Source organism: Agrococcus baldri, from assembly GCA_900114805.1.
GTDB classification, from domain to species: domain Bacteria; phylum Actinomycetota; class Actinomycetes; order Actinomycetales; family Microbacteriaceae; genus Agrococcus; species Agrococcus baldri.
This window is the reverse complement of sequence record FOZN01000003.1, coordinates 325,391-348,788: the sequence shown is the minus strand read 5'-3', so window position 1 is coordinate 348,788 and position 23,398 is coordinate 325,391. Positions and strand designations below refer to the sequence as shown.

The 23,398-nt window shown below is 70.7% G+C and carries 18 protein-coding genes and 1 riboswitch; of the genes, 2 read left to right on the top strand and 16 right to left on the bottom strand.

Going from position 1 to position 23,398, the window contains the following annotated elements; genetic code table 11:
- Positions 1 to 21: 21 nt before the first annotated feature.
- The 3 genes from msuE to BM288_RS09955 all read right to left on the bottom strand — a co-directional run bounded on the left by msuE (position 22) and on the right by BM288_RS09955 (position 4,684).
- Positions 22 to 627, bottom strand: a complete 606-nt coding sequence (gene msuE / locus BM288_RS09965) for an FMN reductase (protein WP_092918431.1) — start codon at positions 625 to 627, stop codon at positions 22 to 24.
- Positions 628 to 799: 172 nt separating this feature from the next.
- Entirely contained in the window at positions 800 to 2,701 is a 1,902-nt protein-coding gene (gene typA / locus BM288_RS09960; protein ID WP_092918429.1) for a translational GTPase TypA, read from the bottom strand.
- A gap of 84 nt (positions 2,702 to 2,785) precedes the next feature.
- Positions 2,786 to 4,684, bottom strand: coding sequence for an ABC transporter ATP-binding protein (locus tag BM288_RS09955; protein WP_092918427.1), 1,899 nt, complete (start codon positions 4,682 to 4,684; stop codon positions 2,786 to 2,788).
- A gap of 62 nt (positions 4,685 to 4,746) precedes the next feature.
- On the opposite strand from BM288_RS09955, the gene BM288_RS09950 reads away from it, so the two are divergent.
- Entirely contained in the window at positions 4,747 to 5,364 is a 618-nt protein-coding gene (locus BM288_RS09950; RefSeq protein WP_177220343.1) for a PH domain-containing protein, read from the top strand.
- 14 nt (positions 5,365 to 5,378) lie between these two features.
- Here BM288_RS09950 and BM288_RS09945 read toward each other — a convergent pair whose 3' ends face one another.
- From BM288_RS09945 to BM288_RS09935, 3 genes are all read right to left on the bottom strand, one after another.
- Positions 5,379 to 6,371: an ABC transporter permease gene (locus BM288_RS09945; RefSeq protein ID WP_318255472.1), complete on the bottom strand. Its 993-nt coding sequence runs from the start codon at positions 6,369 to 6,371 to the stop codon at positions 5,379 to 5,381.
- Positions 6,368 to 7,909: an ABC transporter permease gene (locus tag BM288_RS09940; RefSeq protein WP_092918425.1), complete on the bottom strand. Its 1,542-nt coding sequence runs from the start codon at positions 7,907 to 7,909 to the stop codon at positions 6,368 to 6,370. Before BM288_RS09940 ends, BM288_RS09945 begins: the two co-directional genes overlap by 4 nt.
- A gap of 142 nt (positions 7,910 to 8,051) precedes the next feature.
- Complete coding sequence (locus BM288_RS09935) at positions 8,052 to 9,857, bottom strand: ABC transporter family substrate-binding protein (RefSeq protein ID WP_092918423.1); 1,806 nt, start codon at positions 9,855 to 9,857, stop codon at positions 8,052 to 8,054.
- Positions 9,858 to 10,033: 176 nt separating this feature from the next.
- Here BM288_RS09935 and BM288_RS09930 point away from each other — a divergent pair, with 176 nt between their 5' ends.
- Positions 10,034 to 10,804 carry a CPBP family intramembrane glutamic endopeptidase gene (locus tag BM288_RS09930; protein WP_092918421.1) on the top strand — a complete coding sequence of 257 codons (771 nt, stop codon included), beginning with the start codon at positions 10,034 to 10,036 and terminating at the stop codon, positions 10,802 to 10,804.
- 48 nt (positions 10,805 to 10,852) lie between these two features.
- Here the strand turns inward: BM288_RS09930 and BM288_RS09925 are convergent, their stop codons facing one another.
- The 10 genes from BM288_RS09925 to BM288_RS09880 form a co-directional block, all read right to left on the bottom strand.
- Positions 10,853 to 12,616: an ABC transporter substrate-binding protein gene (locus BM288_RS09925; RefSeq protein WP_177220342.1), complete on the bottom strand. Its 1,764-nt coding sequence runs from the start codon at positions 12,614 to 12,616 to the stop codon at positions 10,853 to 10,855.
- 62 nt (positions 12,617 to 12,678) lie between these two features.
- Positions 12,679 to 15,531: an aminomethyl-transferring glycine dehydrogenase gene (gcvP, locus tag BM288_RS09920; protein WP_092918417.1), complete on the bottom strand. Its 2,853-nt coding sequence runs from the start codon at positions 15,529 to 15,531 to the stop codon at positions 12,679 to 12,681.
- Positions 15,531 to 15,890 (bottom strand): glycine cleavage system protein GcvH, encoded by a 360-nt coding sequence (gene gcvH / locus BM288_RS09915; RefSeq protein WP_092918415.1) that lies wholly within the window; start codon positions 15,888 to 15,890, stop codon positions 15,531 to 15,533. The genes gcvP and gcvH overlap by 1 nt, the downstream gene beginning before the upstream one ends.
- Before the next feature lie 2 nt (positions 15,891 to 15,892).
- Positions 15,893 to 17,020 (bottom strand): glycine cleavage system aminomethyltransferase GcvT, encoded by a 1,128-nt coding sequence (gcvT, locus tag BM288_RS09910; protein ID WP_092919051.1) that lies wholly within the window; start codon positions 17,018 to 17,020, stop codon positions 15,893 to 15,895.
- A gap of 62 nt (positions 17,021 to 17,082) precedes the next feature.
- Positions 17,083 to 17,169, bottom strand: a riboswitch (glycine riboswitch).
- A gap of 29 nt (positions 17,170 to 17,198) precedes the next feature.
- Positions 17,199 to 17,582 carry a monovalent cation/H(+) antiporter subunit G gene (gene mnhG / locus BM288_RS09905; protein ID WP_092918413.1) on the bottom strand — a complete coding sequence of 128 codons (384 nt, stop codon included), beginning with the start codon at positions 17,580 to 17,582 and terminating at the stop codon, positions 17,199 to 17,201.
- Entirely contained in the window at positions 17,579 to 17,989 is a 411-nt protein-coding gene (locus tag BM288_RS09900; RefSeq protein WP_092918407.1) for an MrpF/PhaF family protein, read from the bottom strand. Before BM288_RS09900 ends, mnhG begins: the two co-directional genes overlap by 4 nt.
- Positions 17,989 to 18,519 carry a Na+/H+ antiporter subunit E gene (locus BM288_RS09895; RefSeq protein WP_092918405.1) on the bottom strand — a complete coding sequence of 177 codons (531 nt, stop codon included), beginning with the start codon at positions 18,517 to 18,519 and terminating at the stop codon, positions 17,989 to 17,991. The genes BM288_RS09900 and BM288_RS09895 overlap by 1 nt, the downstream gene beginning before the upstream one ends.
- A complete protein-coding gene (locus BM288_RS09890) occupies positions 18,516 to 20,024 on the bottom strand; it encodes a Na+/H+ antiporter subunit D (protein ID WP_092918403.1) in 1,509 nt (502 codons plus the stop codon). The genes BM288_RS09895 and BM288_RS09890 overlap by 4 nt, the downstream gene beginning before the upstream one ends.
- Positions 20,024 to 20,515, bottom strand: a complete 492-nt coding sequence (locus tag BM288_RS09885) for a Na(+)/H(+) antiporter subunit C (RefSeq protein ID WP_092919050.1) — start codon at positions 20,513 to 20,515, stop codon at positions 20,024 to 20,026. Before BM288_RS09885 ends, BM288_RS09890 begins: the two co-directional genes overlap by 1 nt.
- Positions 20,512 to 23,352, bottom strand: coding sequence for a Na+/H+ antiporter subunit A (locus tag BM288_RS09880; protein WP_092918401.1), 2,841 nt, complete (start codon positions 23,350 to 23,352; stop codon positions 20,512 to 20,514). The genes BM288_RS09885 and BM288_RS09880 overlap by 4 nt, the downstream gene beginning before the upstream one ends.
- Between the last annotated feature and the right edge of the window lie 46 nt (positions 23,353 to 23,398).

The window sequence follows — 23,398 nt, the reverse complement described above, 5'->3', positions numbered from 1 at the left end:
CGCGTCCACGACGCGGCGCGGCTACCAGGCGGTGGGGCGCACGGGCGCCGGGCGCCTGGAAAGGTAGGGCAGCGCCCGATCGGCGGCCGCCTCGATGCGCTCGAGCACCTCGGGGCAGCGCACCCGACCGCCCTCGAACTCCGCGCTGGAGGCGTAGACCCCCACCGGCAGCGTGAGCGCCTGGAAGAAGGCGAACAGCGGGCGCAGCTGGTGCTCGATGGTGAGCGCGTGGCGGTGCGAGCCGCCGGTGGCGGCCAGCAGCACCGGGGTGTCGATCAGCGCGCGCTGGTCGACGAAGTCGAAGAGGTGCTTGAACAGGCCCGTGAAGCTCCCCCGGTAGACCGGGCTGCCCACCACCAGCAGGTCGGCGGCCTCGATCGCCTCGATCGCCTGCACCGCGGCGGCCTGCACAGCCCCGCGTTCGAGCGCACCGGCGAGCTGCGGGCCGACCACCGCCATCTCGACCACCTCGATCCGCGCGTCGATGCGGCCCGCCACCGCCCGCGCGAGCGCGGCGACGAGCGCCGTGGTCGACGACGGCCGGTGCAGGCTGCCGCTCACCGCGACGATGCGCAGCGGCCCGGCGGTCGACGGCGGCTGCCGCGCCAAGGATGCGTGATGCGTCATGGCGCCACGCTAGGCGCCCCGCGGTCCGGCAGCGGCGAGTGTGACGGAACGTGACGGTCCGTGACCTCGCGCGTCGCGTGTGTCCGTGCCAGCGCAGCGCAGTCGGACCCCTTCTGCCATCGTGGACGCTGGCGTCGGTCACGAGGGCGGAAGGGGTCCGCGTCAGCGCTGGCTAGGCCTGCTTCTTCAAGCGGCTCGCCTCGCGGCCGCGCGTGACGGCGTCCAGGTTCACCTTGCGGATGCGCACGTTGTTCGGCGTCACCTCGACGCACTCGTCGTCGCGCGCCCACTCCAGGCACTCCTCGAGCGAGAGCTGCCGTGGCGGCGTCAGGCGCTCGAGCTCCTCACCGGTCGAGGACCGGATGTTGTTGAGCTTCTTCTCCTTGGTGATGTTGACGTCCATGTCGTCGGCGCGCGAGTTCTCGCCCACCACCATGCCCTCGTAGACGTCGTCGCCGGGCTGGATGAAGAAGACGCCGCGCTCCTGCAGCGCCATGATCGCGAACGGCGTCGACACGCCGCTGCGGTCGGCGACCAGCGCGCCGTTGTTGCGCGTCGTGATGGTGCCGGCCCAGGGCCGGGTGCCGTGCGAGATGGCGTTCGCGATGCCGGTGCCGCGCGTGATGGTCATGAACTCGGTGCGGAAGCCGATCAGGCCGCGCGAGGGCACCACGAACTCCATGCGCACCCAGCCGGTGCCGTGGTTCTGCATGCCGTCCATGACGCCCTTGCGGGCGGCGAGCAGCTGGGTGACGGCGCCGAGGTACTCCTCCGGCGCGTCGATCGTGAGGTGCTCGAAGGGCTCGTGCAGCACGCCGTCGATCTTGCGCGTGACCACCTGCGGCTTGCCGACGGTGAGCTCGAAGCCCTCGCGGCGCATCTGCTCGACGAGGATCGCCAGCGCCAGCTCGCCGCGGCCCTGCACCTCCCACGCGTCGGGACGGCCGATGTCGACCACCCGCAGCGAGACGTTGCCGATCAGCTCGCGGTCGAGGCGATCCTTCACCATGCGGGCGGTGAGCTTCGCGCCCTTGACCTTGCCTGCGAGCGGCGACGTGTTCGTGCCGATCGTCATCGAGATGGCCGGCTCGTCGACCGTGATGGTCGGCAGCGGGCGCACGTCGTCCGGGTCGGCGAGCGTCTCGCCGATCGTGATGTCGGCGATGCCCGCGACGGCGACGATGTCGCCGGGACCGGCGCTCTCGGCCGGCACGCGGTCGAGCGCCTTGGTCTCCAGCAGCTCGGTGATGCGCACGTTCTGGACCTCGCCGTCGTGCCGCACCCAGGCGACCGTCTGGCCCTTCTTGAGCGTGCCGGCCTTTACGCGCAGCAGTGCGATGCGGCCGAGGAAGGGGGATGCGTCCAGGTTCGTCACGTGCGCCTGCAGCGGCGCCTCGTCGTCGTACGTGGGCGCGGGGATGTGCTCGAGGATCGCGGCGAACAGCGGCTCGAGGTTCTCGCTCTCGGGCAGCTCGCCGTTGGCGGGCTTGACCGTGGAGGCGCGGCCGGCCTTGCCGGATGCGTAGACCACCGGAACGTCGAGGACGGCGTCGAGGTCGAGGTCGGGCACGTCGTCCGCGAGATCGGAGGCGAGGCCGAGCAGCAGGTCCTGGCTCTCCTCCACGACGGCGTCGATGCGCGCGTCGCCGCGGTCGGTCTTGTTCACCAGCAGGATCACGGGCAGCTTGGCCTCGAGTGCCTTGCGCAGCACGAAGCGGGTCTGCGGGAGCGGGCCCTCGGAAGCGTCGACGAGCAGCACGACGCCGTCGACCATCGACAGGCCGCGCTCGACCTCGCCGCCGAAGTCGGCGTGACCCGGGGTGTCGATGACGTTGATGGTCACGGGCTCATCGGTGTGCTCGCCCGCGTACCGGATGGCGGTGTTCTTCGCGAGGATCGTGATGCCCTTCTCGCGCTCCAGGTCACCGGAGTCCATGACGCGTTCGTCGACCGCCTGGTGCGCGGTGAAGGATCCGGTCTGGCGAAGCATCGCGTCGACGAGGGTGGTCTTGCCGTGGTCGACGTGGGCGACGATCGCCACGTTTCGGAGGTCTGATCGCGAGGCGATCGGCATGCGGGTGCCTTCCGGTGTGAGGAATGTGCGACGAACGGCCGCGATCGCCCATCCTAGCGGGCGACCGCGGCCGTGCAGCGCGCCTCAGACGTTGCGCTCCTCCTCGATCGCCGTCTCGGTCTTGCGGTCGTCCACCATCTCGTCGACGTCGACGCCGTCGCCGGCGCCCTGCTCGTCGGACTCCGCGGCGGTGCGGGCGAGCACCTGCTGCCGCAGCTCGCGGCGCGCGCGCTGCTTGTCGGGGTCCGGCACCGGGATCGCCGCGATGAGACGCTGCGTGTACGCCTCCTGCGGTGCGCGCAGGATCGCGTCGCGCGAGCCCTGCTCCACGATCTTGCCGTGGTGCATCACGGCGATGCGGTCGCTCATGATGTCGACCACCGCGAGGTCGTGGCTGATGAACAGGCACGCGAAGCCCTGCTCGCGCTGCAGCTCCTGCAGCAGCTCGAGCACCGTCGCCTGCACCGAGACGTCGAGCGCGCTCGTCGGCTCGTCGGCCACCAGCAGCTCGGGGCTCATCGACAGTGCGCGCGCGATGCCGACGCGCTGCTTCTGCCCGCCCGAGAGCTCATGCGGGAAGCGGTTGCGGTAGTTCTTCGGCAGGCGCACGGCGTCGAGCAGCTCCTCGACGCGCTTGTCGAGCGCAGCACCGCGGTGGATCTTCGCCAGGTACATCGGCTCGCCGATGGACTCGCCGATGGGGAGCCGCGGGTTCAGCGACGACGACGGATCCTGGAAGACGATGCCGACCTTGCGGTTGAGGCTGCGCGCGATCTTGCGATCGATGCGCGAGATGTCGACGCCGGCGACCTCGAGCCGTCCCTCTGCGATCGGCTGCAGGCCGATCGCAGCTCGGCCGATCGTCGACTTGCCGGAGCCCGACTCGCCCACGAGGCCGAGGATCTCGCCGGCGTGGATCTGCAGCGAGGCGCCGTCGACGGCGCGGAACGCACCCAGCTTGCCCTTGCTGCCGTACTCGATCGCGACGTTGTCGAGCACCAGCACGGGTGCGCCCTCGTGCACCTTCTCGTCCCGACGGGCAGCTTCCGCGACGCGGGCGTTGGCCTCCACGCGCTGCTGCAGCTCCGCGTCGCTGTCGTCGTGGGCTGCCAGTGCCAGGGCAGCGGTCAGATCGATCGCGTCTTCCTTGTCGGCGCCTTCGCCCAGCCGCGGCACGGATGAGAGGAGCATCTGCGTGTACTGCTCCTTCGGCGCCGCGAAGATCTCCTTCACCGGGCCCTGCTCGACGATGACGCCCTTCTCCATCACGACGACCCAGTCGGCGAGGTCGGCGACGACGCCCATGTCGTGCGTGATCAGCAGCACCGCCGAGCCCAGCCGGTCCTTCAGGGAGCGCATGAGCTCGAGGATCTCCGCCTGCACCGTGACGTCGAGCGCCGTGGTCGGCTCGTCGGCGATCAGCAGCTCCGGATCGAGCGAGAGCGCCATCGCGATCATGGCGCGCTGCCGCTGCCCGCCAGAGAGCTGGTGCGGGTACGACTTGAACGCCTTCGTCGGGTCGGGCAGCTCGACCAGGCCGAGCATCTCGAGCGCACGGACCTCAGCCTGGCTCGGCGTCATGCCGCGGTGGAGGCGCAGCGATTCCATGATCTGGAACCCGACGGTGAAGACCGGGTTCAGTGCCGTCATCGGCTCCTGGAAGATCGCGGCGACACGATTGCCGCGCACCTCGCGCATGGCACCCGGCGACATGCCGCGCAGGCTGTCGCCCGAGAGCTTGATGTCGCCGCTGATGCGAGCGTTCTTCGGCAGCAGATCGAGGATCGCCATCGACGAGACGCTCTTGCCGGAGCCGGACTCGCCGACGACGGCGACGACCTCGCCGCGACCGATCTCGAACGAGACGTCCTTCGCAGCCGGGACCCAGTAGCCGTCGACCGCGAAGGCGACGTTGAGGCCCGAGATGTGGAGCACGGGCACGTCACCGGCGGCGTGCTGGATGGTGTCAGTCTGGGATGTCATGCCGCCTCCTGCAGCGGGGTGTCGGATTCGCCGGGCGCGGTGGCGCCTGCGACGATAAGGCTGTGAACGACGATCTGCGTGCTGTGACCGTCCATTCCCGCGTCAACCGCGGCTTCGCGATCGCCTCGTGGGCGCTGCTCGCGGTGCTCGGCGTGCTGCTCGCGCTGCAGTCGCAGCTGCAGGGCGTGGTCGCGACCGCCATCGTGGTCGCGTGGTTGGCGTACGCCGCGTACGCCGGGCTGTGGGCGCCGGCGCTCGAGGTGGGTGCGCGCGGTGCTCAGATCCGCAACCCGCTGCGCACCATCTCGGTCTCCTGGGATGCGCTCATCCACGTCGACACGAAGTACTCCCTCACGCTGCACACGCCCGGACGTGCGTGGCCCGTCTGGTGCGCGCCGCAGGCGAGCGCGCTCGCCGCGCGCCGAGCCGCCAAGCGCGTGCGCGACGACCGCGACCCGCGCGACCCCCGCAGCGCGCTCGACAGCGGCATCCCCGTCGGCGACCTGCCCGGCACCGAGTCGGGCGATGCTGCGGCGCTCGTGCGCCAGCGCTGGGAGCAGCGCCCCGCCAGTCGCGTCGACGCCGACGACGTCGCCGTGCCCGTCACGGTGCACTGGGGCCGTGTGGCCGCACTGGTGGGCGGGCCCGTGCTCGCGGCCACCGTGCCGCTGCTGCTCTGAGGCAGCGCCGCGGGTCACGATCGCTGCTCCGTGGTCTCAGGCAGCTCCTTGGTGCGGCGGATCGAGAAGCGCTTCTGGCGCGGGTCGAACGCGTCGCGCAGGCCGTCGCCGATGAAGTTGATCAGCAGCGCCGGTGCGACGGTGAAGAACGCCGGGTACCAGAACAGCCACGGCCGGGTGGAGAAGGCCGACTGGTTCTCGGAGACCAGCAGCCCGAGCGAGCGCTCGGGTGCGTGGATGCCGTAGCCGAGGTAGCTCAGCGCCGTCTCGAGCAGGATCGCCGCGGCGGCGATCAGCGAGGCCGCGACGATCACCACGCCCATCGCGTTCGGCAGGATGTGCTTGAAGATGATGCGAGCGTCGCTCGCGCCGGCGACGCGCGCCGCCTCCACGAACTCGCGCTCGCGCAGCGACAGGAACTCGGCGCGCACGAGACGGGCGATGCCCATCCACGCCACGAGCCCAAGGGCGATGGCGAGGAACGAGACACCGAGGCCGCCGGTCATGCGGCCGACCACCGCGCCGACGACGATCGTCGGGATGACGATGAAGACGTCGGTGATGCGCATCAGCACGGCGTCGACCCAGCCGCGGTAGTAGCCCGCGATGGCGCCCACGACGGTGCCGAGCACGGTGGCGACACCGGCGAGCAGCACGATCACGACGAACGAGTTCTGCACCCCGCGCATAGTGGCGGCGAAGTAGTCGACGCCGATGCGGGTCTGCCCGAAGGGGTGATCACCGAGCGAGATGCCGCTGCCGCCCAGCCACTCGGGGATGATCGAGAGCGTGGGCCTGCCCTCGTTGGCGGTGGGCATGGGGGCGTAGAAGTTGTAGTGCCACCAGCCCGGGATCGGGCCCAGCCCGATCGCGGAGATCGAGAACCCGAAGATGGCGATGAGCAGCACGAACGAGACCATTGCGGTCTTGTTCGTGACGAAGCGCCGGAAGATCAGCCGAGCCTGGCTCTGACCGACCTCCGCGTCGGAGATTGCGGTGTTCGTCACTTGACCCTCACTCTCGGGTCGAGGAGCGCGTAGCTCAGGTCGGCCAGGAAGTTGAACAGGATGGCGGTGATGGCGATCACGATGAAGTACCCCATCACCGGATTCACATCCACGCGGTTGAGCGAGATGTTGAACAGCGCGCCCATGCCGCTGATCGCGAAGACGCGCTCGGTGATGAGCGCGCCGCCGAGCAGCACGCCGATGTCAGCGGCGACGATCGTCGTGATCGGGATGAGCATGTTGCGGAACGCGTGCCGCGTGATGACGACGCGCTCGGAGAGGCCCTTGGCGCGGGCGGTGCGGATGTAGTCCTGGTTCATCACCTCCAGCAGCCCGGCGCGCGCGTAGCGCGTATAGCCCGCGAACGAGATGAGCGTGAGCGAGATGGTCGGCAGCAGGAAGTGGGTGAAGGTGTCGAGGCCCATCAGCCACATGTCGCCCGAGAGGCCCACCGTCTGCTCGCCGACCGTCGCGATGGGACGGTTGTTGATGCGCGGGCTCGCGAGGTACGCGGGCCACGACTGCAGATAGCGGTCGGCGACCACGAGCAGGCCGCTGAGGAAGCCGACGAGCATCGTCACGCGGATGACCTGGCCCCGGTCGGGGCCGCCGATCACCCAGCCGATGACGAAGCAGACGGCGAGGGTCGCGAGGCCGAGGATGCCGATCGTCCAGATGGTGGAGATGGCGAAGAGCCCCTGCAGCGCGAAGAACGCGGCGTACGCCAGCACGCCGGCGATGACCGCACCCAGCAGCGCCCGGCGGTTGCCGAACCCTGCCAGCACCGCGGTCACGCCGACGACGATGCCGACGATGAGCAGCAGCATGCCGCCCCAGCCGAGGCCCGGGTTCTGGAACCAGTCGATCGCGTCGAGGAAGTACAGCAGGCCGAAGGTGGCGCCGGCAGAGATCGCGAACGCGATCACCCGGTTGCGCGCGGATCCTGCGACGAGCGCCTGCATGATCGCGCCGACAATGAGGGCGACCACGAGCGTGGGGATGAAGCCGATGCTGGAATCGCCGCTGGAGATCCAGTTGTTGAAGTCGATCGCGACGAACTCCTTCAGGAGCACGGCAGCGAGGAACGACGGCAGCGAGTAGAGCAGGAAGCTGACGAAGGTCATGCCCAGGTCGAACGCCGAGTACTGGCGGAGGGCCGAGACGATACCCGTGATGATGCCGAAGATGATCGCGAGGATCGTGGCCGCGGAGACGAGCCGCACCGTTGCGGCTGCCGCATTCGGCAGGAGCTGGGTGACCGCGGTGTAGTTCAGGTCGGTGCCGAGGTCGCAGGGCGTGAAGGGCGTCAAGCACCCGGCAGCACCGGCGAGCCAGCCGAAGAACCGCAGCGGAGGCGGCACATCGAGGTTGAGGCGCTCGATGCGCTGGCCGATCAGCAGCTGTGCGTTCGGGGCATTGGAGCCGCGCAGATCCATCAGTGGATCGCCGGAGTACGCCGTCAGGATGTACATGATGAAGGACGCCACGACGAGCGTCAGGATCGAGGCAAGGATGCGCCTCACTATGAAGCTGAGCATGTGCTCTGCAGCTCCGATCTCTCGCGACCGCGCGGATCTCGCGCGATCGAGGACGGACACGGGTTGGCCGTGGCTGCCGGGACCTGGGTCCCGACAGCCACGGCCGGAGAGGACTAGCTGGGAATACTATCTCCCGTCAGCGTCAGCCGACGAGCGACCACTCCCAGGTGTTCCAGATGGCGCCCGTCTGGCCGCCGTTGTAGACAACACCGTCGACGGTGCCGTTCGTCGCGACCAGACCGGGGACCTGGAAGAGCGGCAGACCGTAGAAGTCCTCGCGCGTCAGGCCATCCATCTCGATCATGATCTCGTCGATGCGAGCGGTGTCGCCGATGATCGTCTGCGACTCGTCAACCAGGGCGTCCACCTCGGCGTTGGAGTAGCCGTTGTAGTTGCCACCGCCACCGGTCTGCCAGATCTGCGGCAGGCCGGCGTAGCCGACACCCGACGAAATCCAGCCGAAGATGGAGGCGTCGTAGCTGCCGCTGCCGAGCAGCGAGCCCCAGTCGGCCGAACCGGCGTCCTCGACGTTGAACCCGGCCTCAGCCGCGCTCGCCTGGATCAGCTGGAACGCGTCGACACGGTTCGGGTTGTTGATGTTGTAGAGGATGCTGACCGTCGGCGTGGCGCCGGCGAGCAGCTCGGTGGCGCGCTCGATGTCGGGCTCCGCGAAGTCGCTGTAGCCGTTCGACGCGATGGCGTCGGCGTACTGCGGCTGGTTGGTGACGAACATCTGCGAGTTCAGCACCTCGGCGTCCGGCTGCACCGGCGTGACGATCGACTCGAGGATCTGCTGACGCGGGATCGTGAGCAGGAAGGCCTCGCGCACGGCCGGGTCGGAGAAGACCTCGGAGTTCATCGTCAGGTCGAGGTGGTCGTAGGACAGCTGCGAACCCTGGATCAGGGTGCCGCCGAAGGCCTCGATGGCAGCGAGCGTGTCAGCCGAGGGCTGCGGCTCGATGATGTCGACCTCACCGTTCTGGAGAGCGGTGATCTGCGCGTTCGGGTCACCGATGAAGCGGATGATCAGCTCGTCGAACGAGGGCTGGTTCTCGCCGCGCCACTCGGGGTTCGGCTCGAAGGAGATGAAGCCACCGTCGTCAGCCTGGAAGTCCTTCGGGATCCACATGCCGGCGCTGACCAGCAGGCTCTCGTCCGTCGGCATCGACGTGATGTTGTAGCCCGTGTTCCAGAGCTCGGCGAGCGCCTGGAGCTGCTCGTTGGCCTCGACCGGAGCCTCGGGGTCACCAGCAGGCGTCTCCTCGAGGAACGTCGCGAGCTCCTCCACCGAGCCGAAGCCGGCGTGCTCAGCGAAGACGTGCGCCGGCTTGCCGATCAGGTTGACCAGGTTCCAGTCGACGTACGGCTCGCCGTAGGTGAGCGTCAGCGTGCCAGCCTCCGCGTCGATCTCCGGGAACTCGGTGGTGTCGAGTCCGGTGGTCGAGCCGGCGAGCTGGAAGTACTGGTTGCCATCTGCGACCGTGCCGTCCTCGGCGTAGGTCGCGTCGTCGAACCAGCCGGAGCCGATCGCCCACGACAGCAGCAGGTCGGTGGTCGACATGGCCGTGCCGTCGGACCAGACGGCCTCGGGGTCGACGGTGTAGGTGACGACCAGCGGGTCTTCGCTGACGAGCTCGACGGTCGCGTTGGTCTCGTCGGGGACGACGTTGAACTCGCTGTCGACGTAGAACATCGAGCCGGGACCCGTGGCGTTGCCCATCAGGTAGTCGACCATGCCGTTGGTGTTCAGGTTGGCATCGGGCGTCGCCGACGTCAGCGCCGTGACCGCGTTGGTCTGAGCGATGCTGATCGTGCCGCCCGTGGTGGCCTCGCCGCTGTCGCCGGACTCGCCGGGCTCGGGGGTGGTCGTGGTGCAGCCCGCGAGCGCGACCATAGCGGCAGTGCCGATGGCCAGCCCGGCGAGCGCGCGACCGCGACGCCTCATCATGTGTGTCACTGGTGTTTCCTCCTGTGCAGGGTGAGCGCACGGCCGCAAGAGCCGCAGTGCTCGTTGAGATACGGGCAGTCTATGCACGCGGATGCGGGCAGAACGGCCAGGTGACGTGATCGTTACCAAGTTGGTGCTTACACAACCCTGAGGTGCGATGGCCCTAGCGTTGAGGGGTGTCTGCCACTCTTCCCGCTCGGCGCCGGCTCGCGACCGAGATCGCCCTGGTGCTGCTGCTGTCCCTGGGCGCGAGCGCCATCTGGTCGGTGCTGCAGTTCATCGATCTCAACACCCGCCCTGCGCCGATCGGCGAGCAGCAGGTGGCGCTCAACCCGAGCCGCTCGGAGCGCGCGTGGCTCGACCTGGCCTACCAGCTGACCGGCATCTTCCTCGACCTGGTGCCCGTGGCGCTCGTCGTCTGGCTGCTGTGGCGCACCCGGCAGCCCCACCTGGGCGCCCTCGGGATCGACCGGACCCGCCCGGGCCGCGACACCGCATCCGGCATCGCCCTCGTGCTCGTGATCGGCGTGCCGGGCATCGCGCTGTACTTCGCGGGGCGCGCGCTCGGCCTGACCGTCGACGTCGTGCCGTCGCCGCTGGACGCGCACTGGTTCACGATCCCGGTGCTGCTGCTGTCGGCGCTGCGCGCGGGCCTCACCGAGGAGGTGATCGTGATCGGCTACCTCTTCGAGCGGCTGCGACGGCTGGGCTGGGGCACGTGGCAGATCATCCTGTCGGCTGCGGCGCTGCGCGGCGTCTACCACCTCTACCAGGGCGTGCCGGCGCTGCTGGGCAACATCGCCATGGGCGTGCTGTTCGGCTGGCTCTACGCCCGCACCGGCAGGCTCGTGCCGCTGATCGTGGCGCACGTGCTCATCGACATCGCGGCTTTCGCCGGCTACCCGTGGGCATACGCGACCTTCCCGGCGCTGTTCGGCGCCGGGTGATCTGGGCGTCGGTGATCGGCGCGCGGGGCGACCAGATCGCCGTGGCGATCAGGGCGCCGCGGCGCCCGACTCGATCGACCAGTCCCACGCGTTCCAGGTGAGGGATGCCGTCCCGGGCACCGGCGAGACGCCCTGGAGTCCGCCGGTGGCGATGGTCAGCCGCATGGGCTCGACGATCGGCAGCACCACCGCGTCGGCGACCAGCGAGGTCTCGAGCTCGAGCAGCGTGGCCTCGCGCGCGTCCTGATCGGCGGTGCGCAGCGCCTCGTCGAGCAGCGCGTCGCGCTCGGCGCTCTCCGCCGCGGTGAGGCCGCCGCCCCGCCACCGCGCATCGATCTGCTCGACGCTCTGCGGCACGCGCACGAGCTGGAGCACCGCGTTCCAGTCGTCCTGCGCGAGGCCCGCCGCGAGGTCGTCGACGCCGCAGTCCCGCACCGCCCAGCCGGCCTCGGCCGCCTGCGCCTGCAGCAGCGGCAGCGCCTGGGCCGCGAACGGCGCCGCGCGGTCGTGGAGCAGGCAGATCTCGGTGCCCGCTGCGATTCCCGACTCCTGACGCAGGGCGGCCGCAGCCTCCGGGTCGGGCGTGCCGAGGCCCGCGCTGAAGCCGGCATCCTCCATCGCGTAGTCGTAGATGCGGGTCTCTGCCCGGAAGAGCACCGAGCTCGTGATGGTGCTCGCCTGGGCGGTGCCCTCATGCAGCGTGTCGACGATGCTCCGGCGGTCGATCGAGCGCAGGAAGGACGTCCGCGCATCCACCGACTGCAACGGCGCACGGTCGGTGCGCAGGGCGAGCTCCCAGCGGGTGCCGTCGCTCGCGTCGATCATGATCGCGTCGTCGCGCTCGAGGTCGCGGATGGCGATCCGGTCGTCGACGGTCGGGCGGATCGTCGCGACGTCGAGCTCGCCCGCGGTCAGCCCGGCGAGCGCCGCGGCGTCGGCCGCCACCGGCTGCAGCACCAGCCGCTCGACGGAGGCGCCTCGCTCACCGATGTAGTCGGTGTTGGCGACCAGCTCCACGCGGCCGTCCTGCACGGCATCGATGCGGTACGGGCCGCTCGAGATCAGCGCGTCGGCGTCGAGCGCGTGGGGGTCGACCGCGAACTCGGCGATCCAGGCCTCGGCCAGCTCGTGCAGCAGCAGCGGGTCGGCGCGGTCGATGGCCTCGAGCACCGCCTGCTTCGCCTGCATCGCGTCGGCGACGCCGAGCACCCGCTGACCGAGCAGGTGCGCGGGCACCGCGACATCCATCGCCACGCGCCAGTCCGGGATCGGCTGCGAGAAGCTGACGTCGATCGAGCGGGCCCAGTCGTCGCGCACCGCAGCGGTCGCGTGCGCCATGCCGCCCGGCTCGGCGACGTCGAACCAGACGGCGTCCTCGGGCAGCGAGAGCGCGCCGCTGGGGCCGCGCAGCGACGCGAGATCGAGATCGGGCGTGGAGAGCGCATTCGAGGATGCGGCCCAGGCCAGCATCAGATCCGCCGCATCGACCGGCACGCCATCCGACCAGCGCAGGCCGTCGGCGAGGTCGTAGCGCACCGTGAAGGGATCCTCGGCGACGATCGTGGCCGTGCCGAAGGAGGGATCCTCGAGCACCTCCCCCCGCTCGCCGATGGTCGCGAACTGCGCCCGCGTCATCGCCGCGACGTCGAGATTGCCGGAGGTGCGACCGGGCGCGCTGGCCGCGTTCGCGGAGGTCAGCTCGCCGCTCCACGCCACGGTCGCGCTGGTGCCCTCGTCGACGCGCGGCTCGGGCTGCGGGCCGCAGGCGGTGAGCGCCAGGACGGCGACGCCCGCCGCCGCGACCGCGGACATCAGTCGTCGCGAGGCGCGTCCGGCCAACGGCCGCGGGCGCCCCGAGCGGCGGAGCGTCGGCATCAGGCGAAGGCCTCCACCGGCGGGCAGCTGCAGACGATGTTGCGATCGCCGTAGGGCTGGTCGATGCGAGAGACCGGCGGCCAGTACTTGGCGCGCTCCACGCCGGGCACCGGGAAGACCGCCTGCTCGCGCGTGTAGCTGCGATCCCACTCGCCGTGGACGATCGAGCCGGCGGTGTGCGGCGCGCGGCGCAGCGCGCTCTCGGCCAGCGGGACCTCGCCGCGGCCGATCGCATCGGCCTCGGCCTTGATCGCGATCATGGCGTCGATGAAGCGGTCGATCTCGGCCAGGTCCTCCGACTCGGTCGGCTCGACCATCAGCGTGCCCGCGACCGGGAACGACATGGTCGGGGCGTGGAAGCCGTAGTCGACCAGCCGCTTGGCGACGTCGTCGTTGCTGACGCCCGTCGCCTCCTTCAGCGGGCGCAGGTCGAGGATGCACTCGTGCGCGACCAGCCCGTGCTCGCCCGTGTAGAGCACCGGGAAGTGCTCCTGCAGGCGCGCGGCGACGTAGTTGGCGGCCAGCACCGCGCTCGCGGTCGCCTTCGTCAGGCCCTCGAGCCCCATCATGCGCACGTACGCCCACGAGATCGGCAGGATCGATGCCGAGCCCCAGGGTGCGGCCGAGAGCGGGTTCGCGCCCACGCGCACGCCGTCGATCAGCTCGGACTCCTCGCGCGGGTCGCGCGGCAGGAACGGCGCCAGGTGCGCCTTCGCCGCCACCGGCCCGACACCTGGGCCGCCGCCGCCGTGCGGGATGCAGAAGGTCTTGTGCAGGTTGAGGTGCGAGACGTCGCCGCCCATGTCGCCGAAGGTGGCGTGGCCGAGCAGCGCGTTGAGGTTGGCGCCGTCGATGTAGACCTGACCGCCCGCCTCGTGCACCGCGTCGCACACGCGCCGGATCTCCGACTCGTACACGCCGTGCGTCGACGGGTAGGTGATCATCAGGCCCGCCAGATCGTCGGCGTGCGCCGCGATCTTCGCCTCCAGATCGTCGAGGTCCACATCGCCGTTCGTGCTGGTGGCGACGACCACGACGCGGCAGCCGGCCAGCACCGCACTGGCGGCGTTCGTGCCGTGCGCCGATGCGGGGATGAGCACGACGTCGCGGTGCTCCTCGCCGCGCGAGCGGTGGTAGCCGCGGATGGCCAGCAGGCCCGCCAGCTCGCCCTGCGCGCCGGCGTTGGGCTGCAGCGAGACGGTGTCGTAGCCGGTGATGCGCGCGAGCCACTCCCCCAGCTGGTCGATGAGCGCGAGCGACCCCTCCGCGTCCTCGATCGGCCCGTACGGGTGCAGCTGCGAGAACTCGGGCCAGGTGATGGCCTCCATCTCGGCGGCGGCGTTGAGCTTCATCGTGCAGGAGCCCAGCGGGATCATGCCGCGGTCGAGCGCGTAGTCGCGATCGGAGAGCCGCTTCGCGTAGCGCATCAGCTGTGTTTCGGAGCGGTGCGCGCGGAACACCTCGTGCGTCATGAATTCGCTCGTGCGGACGAGCGACGAGGGGATCGCGCGCGGCTCGGAGCCGACCGCCGACGTGTCTTCGAAGCCCAGCGCCTCGAGCAGGCGCTCGAACGGCACGCCCGTGCCGATCTCGGCCCAGGTCTCGTCGAAGGCGACGTGCAGGGTGTCGTCGTCGACGACGTGCACGAGGATGCCGGCCGCAGCCGCGCGGGACTGCATCTCGCGCGCCCGGCCCGGCACACGCATCCGCACCGTGTCGAAGAACGACTCGTGCACCAGCTCGGCGCCTGCCGCCCGCGCCGAGCGGGCGAACCGGGTGGCCACCGAGTGCACGCCCTGGGCGATCGCCGTGATGCCGTCAGGCCCGTGGTAGACGCCGTACATCGAGGCCATCACGGCCAGCAGCACCTGCGCGGTGCAGATGTTGCTGGTGGCCTTCTCGCGGCGGATGTGCTGCTCGCGGGTCTGGAGCGTCAGGCGGTATGCCGGGTAGCCGTCGGCGTCGACGGAGACGCCGACCAGCCGGCCGGGCAGCTGGCGGGTGAACTGCTCGGCGACGGCCATGAAGCCGGCGTGGGGGCCGCCGAAGCCCATCGGCACGCCGAAGCGCTGCGACGAGCCGACGGCGATCCTGGCGCCCTGCGTGCCGGGCGCCTCGATGAGGGCGAGCGAGAGCAGGTCGGCCGCCGCGACGGGCACGCCGCCCATCTCGGTCGATGCGGCGAAGATGCCGCTGGCGTCCCAGACGAGACCGGATGCGCCCGGCAGCTGGGCGACGACGCCGAAGGACTCGGGGAGGTCGGCCGGGGCCGTCTGGGCCAGCGGCAGCTCGACCAGGTCGATGCCGGTGGCGTGCGCGCGATGGCGCAGCAGCGCCTTCGACTGCGGCAGCAGGTCGGCGTCGACCACGAAGACGCTGGAGGCCGACTTCGAGGCGCGGCGCGCCAGCAGCATGGCCTCGACGACCGCGGTGCCCTCGTCGAGCATCGATGCGTTCGCGATGTCGAGTCCCGTGAGGTCGGCGACCATGGTCTGGAAGTTGATGAGCGCCTCGAGGCGGCCCTGGCTGATCTCGGGCTGGTACGGCGTGTAGGCGGTGTACCAGGACGGGTTCTCGAGGATCAGGCGCTTGATCGGCGCGGGCGTGACGGTGCCGTGGTAGCCGAGGCCGATGGCGCTGTGGCGCACCCGGTTGCGGCCGGCGAGCTCGCGCAGCTCGGCGAGCGCGGCGGTCTCGGAGGCAGCCTCGCCGATGTCGCTGCCGGCGGTGCGGATGCCGGCGGGCACGGCGGCGTCCATGAGCGCCTCGAGCGAGTCGAAGCCGACCGCTTCGAGCATGACCTGCTGCGCCGCCGCATCCGTGCCGATGTGGCGGTCGACGAACGGCCGCATCAGGCGGTGAGCTCGCGGTACGCGGCCTCGTCGAGCAGCTCGGGCTGCTCGCTGAAGCGCAGCTTCACGAGCCAGCCGTCGCCCTCGGCGCCGCTGTTGACGAGCGAGGGGTCGCCAGCGACCTCGTCGTTGACCTCGACGACGGAGCCTGCGGCGGGGGCGATGAGCTCGCCGACCGACTTCGTCGACTCGATCTCGCCGAGCGACTCGCCGGCGGCGAAGGTGCGGCCGACACCCGGCAGCTCGACGTAGACGACGTCGCCGAGCTGCGCCTGCGCGTAGTCGGTGATGCCGACCGTGGCGACGTCACCCTCGGTGCGGATCCACTCGTGGTCCTTGGTGTACTTGGTCTCGCTCATGCTCAGGCCTCTCGCTTGTAGAACGGCAGCTGGGTGAGACGTGCGGGCAGCTGCGTGCCGCGCACGTCGACGGTCAGGGATTCGGAGGTCGCCGAGCCGGGCTCGACCATGGCCATCGCGATCGGGTGGCCGAGCGTGGGCGCGAGCGCCCCGCTGGTGACGGCGCCGACCACGCGGTCGCCGTCGAGCACCGGGTAGCCGGCGCGCGGTGCTCGGCGGCCGTCGGCGGTGAGGCCGATGAGCACCGGTGCCTCGTCGGCGGGGCCGGCCTCGATCGCGGCGCGGCCGACGAAGTCGCCCTTGGTCTTCAGCGCCACGACCCGGCCGAGGCCGACCTGCGCCGGCAGCACGTCGAGCGAGAGCTCGTTGCCGTACAGCGGCATGCCGGCCTCGAGCCGCAGCGTGTCGCGGGCGGCGAGGCCGCAGAGCGTCAGACCGTGCGCCTCGCCGGCGAGCACGAGCGCCCGCCAGAGGTCCTCGGCGGCGTGGGCGGCGATGTACAGCTCGAAGCCGTCCTCGCCGGTGTAGCCGGTGCGGGCGATCAGCACGTCCTCGCCTTCGAAGATGCCCGGCAGTGCGCGGTAGTACCGCAGCGGCTCGAGCGGCTCGGACTCGAGCCCGATGGCGCTGACGATCGCGAGGGCGGCGGGGCCCTGCACGGCGACGAGGCCCGTCTGCTCGGTCTCGTCGACGATCTGCGCGTCGAAGCCGGCGATGCGCGCGGTGAGCGCGTCGAGGGCCGCGTGCCGGTTGGATGCGTTGGCGACGACCAGGTAGTCCGTCTCGCCGGTGCGATACACGATCAGGTCGTCGATGATGCCGCCGTGCTCGGCGAGCAGCAGCGAGTACTTCGCCTGCCACAGCTCGATGGCGGAGAGCCGGCCGGCGAGCGCGAAGTCGAGGAACTCGGCGGCGCCCGCACCACTGACCCGCAGCTCGGCCATGTGGCTGAGGTCGAACAGGCCCGCGCGCTCGCGCACGGCTTCGTGCTCGGCGAGATCCGAGCCGTAGCGCACCGGCATCTGCCAGCCTGCGAAGTCGATCAGCTGCGCTCCGGCAGCCTCGTGCACGGCGAGCAGCGGCGTGGTCGGGGCTCCGCCTCCGGTCGCGGTCGCATCCGTTGCGGTCATGAGTCCTCCATCGGTCTGGACTCCCCCACTGTCGCCGATCTCGTCGATCTGCTCCAGTGTGGCCTTCCCGAGCGGTTCTAGGACCTGAGAGTTTGGCGGGGAGGCTTGCTCCTTCGGTGCCCCCTGAGGGGCTCTCCCGCGCGGGCGTGCAGCGGCCGGCTGTGTGTTGCTGCCGATCCTACCCGGTTCGCCGCTCCTCGTCAGTCTCGGCCTCGTCGTCGGGCTCGTCCTCCGGCGTGCGGTCATCGACCACCACGATGTCCGAGCGGAACTGGCCGGTGCGGTAGGCGGCCTTGCCCATCATCTGCGTGGCCACCGGAGCGGTCACCAGCTGCATGCCGGCTGCCAGGATCAGCATCGTCGTGGCACCCGGGTCGCGCAGCACGATCGCGAGCCCCGAACACAGCAGCAGGAACCCGAGCGTCTGCGGCTTGGAGGCGGCGTGCATGCGGTTGAGCACGTCCGGCAGCCGCACGAGGCCGATCGCCGCGGTGAGCGTGAACCCCGCGCCGATCAGGATCATGACCGAGCCCAGCACGTCGAGGACAGCTTCGAGCGTCATGGCCGCGCCTCCTCGTCATCCGCAGCGGCGTCGCCGGCAGCCGCGTCGTCGTCGCCATCTGCGTCATCGGTGGGCACATCGCCCTCGGTCGGGTCGCCGTCGACAGGGCCGGGCGACGCGGCAGCCTCGGCCGGCCCCGGCCCGACGACGCCACCGCGGCCGGCGACGAAGCGCGCCATCGAGACCGTGCCGGCGAAGGCGAGCAGTGACAGCACGACGATGACGGCGAGCGTCGAGCCATCGTGGTTGATCGCCGCGGCGACCGTGAGCGAGCCGGCCACGGTGGTGATGAGCACATCGGTGGCGACCACGCGGTCGGCGGGGCCGGGACCGCGGACGATGCGGATGAGCGTGAGCGAGGCGGCGACCACCAGCATCACGCCCGCGATGACGAGCACGACATCCATCAGTCCACCTCCAGCAGCGCTCGGTCGGCGGCCGTGCCGAAAGCGCGCAGCGCGGTCGCCTCGGTGCGCAGCACGTTGGCCCGCGCGCGCTCGACGGCCGCGGGCGTCGAGGCGTCGAACACGTGCACGAGCAGCCAGCGCTCCCCCGCGTCGAGCGCCACCGATCCGGGGACGAGGGTGACGAGCTCTGCGGTGATGGCGGTGATGAAGGCGGAGTCGCTGCGCAGCCGCACCTCGATGATGGCGTTCTTGGTCGGCCGCCAGAACGCCAGCACCTTCGCCGCGACCTGGAAGCTCGACACCGTCAGGCCCCACAGGGTCACGAGCACGAGGCGCGCGAAGCCGATGGGACGGAAGAACTCGAGCTCCGGCACGTCCGGCAGCGGGAACAGCACCTGGATGAGCAGAGCGATCAGCAGCCCCCAGACGGCGGCGCCGAGCGTGAACTCGCCCCACAGCATCACCCAGACGACGGCGAGGCCGATGGTCGCGACGAGCGAGACCCGGTAGCGCAGCTTCGGCCGCTTCATGGCAGCGCCTCCTCGACGGCGACCGTGTACGCGCCGCCCTGGATGTCGACGGCGGCGCGGTAGGCGAAGTCGGTCAGCGGGCCGGCGATCACGGTCAGCAGCACGGTGATGCCGACCAGGGCGGAGGCCGCGACGACCCAGATGCGCGGCAGCACGCGCAGCGAGTGCACGCGGTCGTCGTCCTCGCCGCGATCCTGCCAGAACGCGCGCTGCCAGACGCGGATCACCGCGATGAGCGTCAGCAGGCTGGTCGCGACGCCGGCGATGACCGCGAGCAGCGCGAGCGGCGTCTCCGTCGCGAGCGCCGCATCCATCAGCGCCACCTTGCCGAGGAAGCCCGAGAACGGCGGGATGCCGCCCAGGTTGAGCGCCGGCACCAGGTACAGCACCGCCAGCAGCGGCACGGAGGCGAGCCCGCCCAGGCGCGCGAGGCTCGTCGAGCCGCCCACGCGCTCGATCAGCCCCACCACGATGAACAGGGCGGTCTGCACCAGGATGTGGTGGACGATGTAGAAGATCGAGGCGCCCAGCCCCGCCTCCGAGCCCAGCGCGATGCCCAGCAGCATGTAGCCGATGTGGCTCACCAGGGTGAACGAGAGCAGACGCTTGATCTCGCCCTGCGCGAGCGCGCCGAGGATGCCGAGCAGCATGGTGAGGATCGCGACCACCAGCAGCAGGTCGGTCAGCGGGCTGTCGGGGAAGAGCAGCGTCTGCATGCGCATGATCGCGAAGACGCCGACCTTGGTCAGCAGGCCGGCGAAGACGGCCGTGACGCTCGCGGGCGCCGTCGGGTAGGAGTCGGGCAGCCACGCCTGCAGCGGGAAGATGGCCGCCTTGATGCCGAACACCACCAGCAGCAGCAGCTGGATCACCAGCTGCAGTCCCGGGTCGAGCGCCGCGAGCCGCTCGGGCAGCTGCGCGAAGCTGACGGTGCCGGTCGCGCCGTAGACGAGCGAGATGGCGAGCAGGAACAGCGTCGACGACAGCACGCTGACGACCACGTAGGTGGAGCCCGCGCGCACGCGCTCCCTGGTCGCGCCGAGCATGATCAGCACGTAGGACGAGAACAGCAGGATCTCGAAGCCGACGAACAGGTTGAACAGGTCGCCGGCGAGGAAGGCGTTCGAGACGCCGGCGGTCAGCACCAGGAAGGTGGGGTGGAAGACGGAGACGGGCGCGCCGTCCGCGCTGTCGGAGACGTCGCGCCGCGAGGGGAAGATCACGACGATCGCGGTGACGATGCTCGAGACCAGCACCATCAGCGACGAGAGCCGGTCGGCGACCAGCACGATGCCCAGCCCGTCCGGCCACGCCCCGACCCACAGCACGATCGGACCCTGCGCATCCGCCGCCAGGCACAGGACCAGGGCGAACACCGCCACCAGGCCGAGCGTCGTGCCGGAGACGATCTTCTGCCACGCGGGGTGGCGGGCGAGGATGAGGGTGATGCCGGCCGCCAGCAGCGGCAGCAGCACAGGGATCGGGACGAGGTTCGCGAGGTCCATCAGCGGATGTCCTCGTCCTCGGCGCGACTGCCGGTCTCGCGCTCGATTCGGCCGCCCGACTCGGAGTCGTCCCGGCCGCCGGACTCGGAGTCGCTGTCCGAGGACGTGTCGACGTAGGCCTCGCTCGAGAGGTCGGCCTCTGCACGCCGGCGGATGATGGCATCCTCGACGTCGTCCGCGACCTCGTCGTGTCCCTCCAGCTGGAAGGAGCGGTAGGACATCGCGAGCAGGAATGCGCTCGTCGCGAGGGTGATGACGATCGCCGTGAGCACCATCGCCTGTGGCAACGGATCGGCGATCGTCTCCGGGTCTGCGCCGACGATCGCTGCATCGCCTGCGGGACCGGCGGAGACCAGGAACAGCAGGTTGACGCCGTTGCCGGCGAGCATGACGCCCGCGAGGATGCGCATGAGGCTGCGCTCGAGCAGCAGGTAGACGCCCGCGGCGATCAGCACGCCGCCGGCGATCGCGAGGATGAGCGTGGGAGTCATCGCCGCACCCCCTCGCCCGGCAGCGAGCGATCCGAGCGCCACTGGGGCCGCGGCGCCACGTTCTGCTCGCTGTGCAGGTCGATGCCCGCGCCCAGCGACCGCACGAAGTCGAGCATCGCGCCGATCACGATCAGCCAGACGCCGATGTCGAAGAAGATCGTGGTGACGAGCTTCTGATCGCCCAGCAGCGGCAGGCTCGCCTCGATCGCGTAGGACTCGCCGATCCGACCGCCGATCAGCACCGGCCAGACGACGCTGAGCACGATGACGGCCATGCCGCCGCCGAGCAGCTTGCCGGCGTCGAAGGGCACCGCCTCGAGCAGTTCCTGCCCGCCGCCGGCGAGGTAGCGCACGGCGAGCGCGATGCCTGCGACCAGCCCGCCGGCGAACCCGCCGCCGGGCTCGTTGTGGCCGACGGCCAGCAGGTAGATCGAGACGGTCATCATCACGGGGAAGAGCAGCCGCGTCATCATCTCCAGCACCGGCGAGGCCAACTGCTCGGAGGTGAACGCGCCGCGCAGCCAGGTGCGGCGCCCGGTCGCGGAGGGCGAGCGCCGCAGCGTGCCCGCGGTGGGCCGTCGCACGAAGATGAGGCTCGCCACGCCCGTGGCCGCGGCCAGCACGACCGAGACCTCTCCCAGGGTGTCCCACGCGCGGATGTCGACGAGCGTGACGTTGACGATGTTCGCGCCGTGGCCGAACTCGTAGGCCCAGCGGTAGAAGCCGCCGGAGATGGGTTCGGCGGTGCGGGACTGGAGCGCCGCCAGCGAGCCGAGCGCCGCGAAGGTGCCGACCGCGATGCCGAGGGCTGCGCGCATGTACCGGGCGGCGCGCAGCGGGCGGTCGGTGAAGTACTTCGGCAGCCGCCGCAGCACGAGCACGAGGATGACGAGGAAGACGGTCTCGGTGAGCGCCTGGACGAGCGCCAGATCCGGTCCGCCATGCAGCAGGAACAGCAGCGCGACGCCGTAGCCGACGACCGAGAGCAGCATGAAGGCCTTCAGGCGGCCACGGGTCGTGGTGGCGATGACGGCGGCGATGCTCACGATCACCGCGGTCGCGACCTGCCCGGCGGAGTCGTGCAGGCGCACGTCGCTGGTGAGCGCGCCCGACAGCAGCAGCGCGATGCCCGGGAAGGCGACCACCACGAGCAGGATGGTGGTGAGGTGCATCGGCAGCGAACCGGTCTGCGTGCGTCCGGTCACCTCGACGGCCAGGCGGTCCAGCGCACGCATGCCGGCGTGGTACCCGCGCTCGAGCGGATCCTGCCCGTGCGGCGCGCGTCGGCGACCGCCGTAGGCGCGGTGCAGCAGCGCACCGAGCAGCCAAGCGATCATCGACGAGACCAGCGCGGGCGTGAAGCCGTGCCAGAGCGCCAGGTGCGGGGCATCCTCGCCGGCGGGTACGGCCTCGACCTGCGGATCGAGCAGCTCCGAGATGAGCTCACCGCTGAAACCGCCCACCAGGCCGAGCAGCGCGAGCAGCGCCGGCGCGATGACCAGGATGCGCGAGCGCCGCTTCGGCTCGGTCACGAGGCTGCCGAAGAAGATGCCCAGCACGAACCGCAGGGAGTAGGCGACCGTGAGCGCCGCGCCCACCGCGATGCCGACGAAGGCGAGCCAGCCGATCGCCATCAGCCCACCCTCGGCGTCGCCGAGCGCGGCATCGAGCGCGGCCTCCTTGCCGAGGAAGCCGAGCGCGGGCGGGATGCCGGCCATCGACGCGGCCGCGAGGATCGCGGCGCCCGCGACCACGGGCATCCGCCGTGCCAGGCCACCGAGCGCGCGCAGATCGCGCGTGCCGGTCGATTTGTCGACCACACCGACGACCATGAACAGCGCCGCCTTGAAGACGGCGTGCGCGGCGAGCAGCGTGAGCCCCGCCTGCATCGAGGCGTGCGTGCCGAGGCCGAGCACCGTCACCAGCAGGCCGAGCTGGCTCACCGTGCCGTGCGCGAGCAGCACCTTGATATCGAGCTGCCGCATCGCGCGCACCGCGCCGAGCATCATCGTGACGATGCCGAGGCTGACGAGCCCCCAGCGCCACCAGGGCAGCTCGACGAAGGCGGGGCTCAGCGCCGCGATCAGGAAGATGCCGGCCTTGACCATCGCGGCGGCGTGCAGGAACGCCGAGACCGGGGTCGGCGCCGCCATCGCGCCGGGCAGCCAGTACTGGAAGGGCACGATCGCCGACTTCGAGAGCGCGCCCACGATCATCAGCGCCGCGGCCCACGCGGCGGCAGTCGTCTGCGGCGGCTCTGCGAGCGTCGCGGCGAGCGAGAAGGTGCCGGTCTCTGCCTTCAGCAGCACGACGCCGGTGAGCATGGTGAGCCCGCCGATGGTGGTGACGATGAGCGCGGTCTGCGCCGCCCGGCGGTTGCTCGCGGACCGGTGGTTCAGGCCGACCAGCAGGTAGCTGAAGATGGTCGTCAGCTCCCACCCGATCATCAGCACGATGAGGTCGTCCGAGAGCACCAGCAGCAGCATCGAGGCGGCGAACCCGGTCAGCAGGCCCACCGTGCGGGAGGCGAGCGTATGCGACTCGAAGTACCACGCGCAGTAGACGAAGATGAGCCCGCCGACGCCGAGCACGACCATCGCGAGCAGCCACTGCAGCGCACCGAGCCGCAGGTCGATCGCGATGTCGAGTGCCGGCATCCACTCGATGCGCTCCCGCAGGATCTCGCCCGCGGCGACCGCGGGGCCCTGCATCCCGAACCAGACAGCGGCTGCGATGCTGGCCGTGGCGGGCAGCAGGAAGACGAAGCGCCCCAGGCGGCTGCTGAGCGCGCTGGCGACCACGCCGAGTACGGCGAGGATCGACACAGTGAGCAGCACGCGGTGGAGTCCCTCTCGAGCTCGTGCAGGGGCTGCGTCCACTCTA

What these genes read in the sequence shown, in the direction of transcription:
- gcvP (WP_092918417.1), bottom strand. Translation starts at nt 15,531, where the DNA reads ATGCGGCCGTTCGTCGACCGCCACATCGGCACGGATGCGGCGGCGCAG.
- BM288_RS09890 (WP_092918403.1), bottom strand. Translation starts at nt 20,024, where the DNA reads ATGGACCTCGCGAACCTCGTCCCGATCCCTGTGCTGCTGCCGCTGCTG.
- BM288_RS09940 (WP_092918425.1), bottom strand. Translation starts at nt 7,909, where the DNA reads ATGCTCAGCTTCATAGTGAGGCGCATCCTTGCCTCGATCCTGACGCTC.
- typA (WP_092918429.1), bottom strand. Translation starts at nt 2,701, where the DNA reads ATGCCGATCGCCTCGCGATCAGACCTCCGAAACGTGGCGATCGTCGCC.
- msuE (WP_092918431.1), bottom strand. Translation starts at nt 627, where the DNA reads ATGACGCATCACGCATCCTTGGCGCGGCAGCCGCCGTCGACCGCCGGG.
- gcvT (WP_092919051.1), bottom strand. Translation starts at nt 17,020, where the DNA reads ATGACCGCAACGGATGCGACCGCGACCGGAGGCGGAGCCCCGACCACG.
- BM288_RS09955 (WP_092918427.1), bottom strand. Translation starts at nt 4,684, where the DNA reads ATGACATCCCAGACTGACACCATCCAGCACGCCGCCGGTGACGTGCCC.
- BM288_RS09900 (WP_092918407.1), bottom strand. Translation starts at nt 17,989, where the DNA reads ATGGATGTCGTGCTCGTCATCGCGGGCGTGATGCTGGTGGTCGCCGCC.
- mnhG (WP_092918413.1), bottom strand. Translation starts at nt 17,582, where the DNA reads ATGACGCTCGAAGCTGTCCTCGACGTGCTGGGCTCGGTCATGATCCTG.
- BM288_RS09895 (WP_092918405.1), bottom strand. Translation starts at nt 18,519, where the DNA reads ATGAAGCGGCCGAAGCTGCGCTACCGGGTCTCGCTCGTCGCGACCATC.
- BM288_RS09885 (WP_092919050.1), bottom strand. Translation starts at nt 20,515, where the DNA reads ATGACTCCCACGCTCATCCTCGCGATCGCCGGCGGCGTGCTGATCGCC.
- BM288_RS09935 (WP_092918423.1), bottom strand. Translation starts at nt 9,857, where the DNA reads ATGATGAGGCGTCGCGGTCGCGCGCTCGCCGGGCTGGCCATCGGCACT.
- gcvH (WP_092918415.1), bottom strand. Translation starts at nt 15,890, where the DNA reads ATGAGCGAGACCAAGTACACCAAGGACCACGAGTGGATCCGCACCGAG.
- BM288_RS09925 (WP_177220342.1), bottom strand. Translation starts at nt 12,616, where the DNA reads ATGTCCGCGGTCGCGGCGGCGGGCGTCGCCGTCCTGGCGCTCACCGCC.